At 44.8% G+C, this 2,241-nt stretch carries 3 protein-coding genes and 1 pseudogene; 1 reads left to right on the top strand and 3 read right to left on the bottom strand.

Annotation, left to right across the window (positions count from 1 at the left end; genetic code table 11):
- A partial coding sequence (locus ACS8FD_RS13160; protein WP_439276220.1) for an aminotransferase class I/II-fold pyridoxal phosphate-dependent enzyme occupies positions 1 to 790 on the top strand: 790 nt, incomplete at its 5' end.
- Positions 791 to 840: 50 nt separating this feature from the next.
- Here the strand turns inward: ACS8FD_RS13160 and ACS8FD_RS13155 are convergent.
- The 3 genes and pseudogenes from ACS8FD_RS13155 to ACS8FD_RS13145 form a co-directional block, all read right to left on the bottom strand.
- A complete protein-coding gene (locus ACS8FD_RS13155; protein ID WP_439276219.1) occupies positions 841 to 1,257 on the bottom strand; it encodes a hypothetical protein in 417 nt (138 codons plus the stop codon).
- A 137-nt stretch (positions 1,258 to 1,394) separates the two neighbouring features.
- Entirely contained in the window at positions 1,395 to 2,039 is a 645-nt protein-coding gene (gene hisH / locus ACS8FD_RS13150; RefSeq protein ID WP_439263424.1) for an imidazole glycerol phosphate synthase subunit HisH, read from the bottom strand.
- Positions 2,040 to 2,241, bottom strand: a pseudogene (locus ACS8FD_RS13145) (imidazoleglycerol-phosphate dehydratase); the annotation flags it as partial.

Raw genomic sequence — 2,241 nt, 5'->3', positions numbered from 1 at the left:
AGGCTTCTTTAAATATCGCGTAGATTTTGAGGCATTAGAGAACTTGCCAGCGTTAAAAGAAGGTCGTATCGGCGCAATTTGCTGTTCACGTCCGACCAATCCAACGGGTAACGTGTTGACCGATGAGGAAATGAATCATTTAGCCGAGATTGCCAAACGCTACGATGTGCCGCTGATTATCGATAATGCTTATGGTATGCCGTTTCCTAATATCATTTATTCAGATGCGCATTTAAACTGGGATGACAATACGATTCTGTGCTTTAGCCTGTCCAAAATCGGTCTGCCTGGTGTGCGTACCGGTATCATTGTCGCCGATGCGAAAGTGATCGCAGCGGTCAGCGCGATGAATGCGGTGGTCAATCTAGCACCGACACGCTTTGGTGCAGCGATTGCCACACCACTGGTAGAAAACGATCGTATCAAGCAGTTATCTGATAATGAAGTTAAGCCGTTTTATCAGCAGCAAGCAAAACTCGCTGTGAAGCTGTTAAAAGAAGCCTTGGGTAATTATCCGCTGGTTATTCATAAGCCTGAAGGCGCGATATTTTTCTGGTTATGGTTTAAAGATTTGCCGATTACTACCCTTGAGCTGTACGAGCGTCTCAAAGAAAAAGGCACATTGATTGTGCCAAGCAAATACTTCTTCCCTGGTGTCGACGTCAGCGATTACCAGCACGCGCACGAGTGTATCCGTATGAGCATCGCCGCCGATGAGCAGACGCTGACGGATGGTATTAAGGTGATTGGCGACGTAGTACGCGAGCTGTATGATGAGGCCAAAAAATAAGATTAGCTGCTAAAATCATAAGCTCAAATAGCAAAAAAAAAACGGACTGTTTAATAGTCCGTTTTTTTATGGCGTTTGGTCAATGAGGCAGGTTTATTGGCTGGTCGAAAGATGGCTGTCCACTTATTTAATGCATGTAGCACGTAAGGTACTAAGCAAGTATTCACCAAATCATGAAAACTTGCCTTGATATCTACCATTCCTAATGCAAAAAACCCTCTTGGTCTAATGATATGACGGTTGTCCAAATACTCACCTAATAGAGCGACACCCGTCACCACGATCAATGCGATGAATGATCGAATACCTTGCTTTTTGATAATAGGTAGCAGTAAGAGTAGACAAAGCAGATAGACGCCGACGCCAACATAAATATGCAGCGCATCTTTGGCCAATCCTGTTATGTCGATGATATCAATTTTAAAGGCGGTAAAGTCCACTGAGATATTCCAAGTATAAGCGAGCAAAAAATAATTGAGCGTATCATTAAGCAACAATAACTAAAAATGAATAATAAAAATAACGGATAATAAAAAAGGCAGATTATACAAACGATAATCTACCCTATTCTGAAGCAAGTATGCAATTTATGTTTACTACCTATCTACACATCCCACTCGACGAAATTCTTTAACAGCTGCAAGCCAGCAGTATGGCTTTTTTCTGGATGGAACTGGGTGGCGAATAAGTTGTCTTGGATAACGCTGGCGCAAAATGGCTGCCCATAGTCACATACCGCCGCCACTTGTGCGCTATCGGCAGGCGCACAGTAATAGCTATGTACAAAGTAAAAATGCGCGTTGTCCTCAATACCATTCCATAACGGGTGGCTAGTATCCATCTCCGTAATCGTGTTCCAGCCCATGTGCGGCACTTTAATCGTCGCGCCTTGCTCGTCCGTCCACGCCGGGTCAAAGGCTTCTACCGTGCCATTTAAGATGCCCAAACAGTCCGTGCCACCATTCTCCGCCGACTGCTCAAACAACGCCTGCATACCGACACAGATAGCCATCACAGGCTTGTTAAATATCGCATCACGCACGACCTCATCAATACCCGCTTCATGCATACCAATCATGCAATCGCGCATGGCTCCGACACCGGGGAAAACGATTTTGTCGGCAGCAGCGACGACTTTTGGGTCATTGGTGATAGAGACGTCTGCGCCTACTGCTGATAGTGCTTTGCCAGCAGAGTGCAAATTACCCATGCCATAATCTAATAGTGCAATTTTAGTAGCTCTACTCATCTAGAACGCCTCTTTGGTCGACGGTAGCGTATTCAATGCACGCTCATCATATTCACACGCCATACGTAGCGCACGAGCAAAAGCTTTAAAGGTAGATTCGATCTGATGATGGCTGTTTTTACCTTTGAGATTGTCTAAGTGCACGGTCATCCACGAGTGGTTAACCAAGCCATAGAAAAACTCACTAAATAGATCGACATCG

Source organism: Psychrobacter sp. 1U2 (assembly GCF_051847575.1).
This window is presented reverse-complemented; position numbering and strand designations above follow the sequence as displayed.

What these genes read in the sequence shown, in the direction of transcription:
- hisH (WP_439263424.1), bottom strand. Translation starts at nt 2,039, where the DNA reads ATGAGTAGAGCTACTAAAATTGCACTATTAGATTATGGCATGGGTAAT.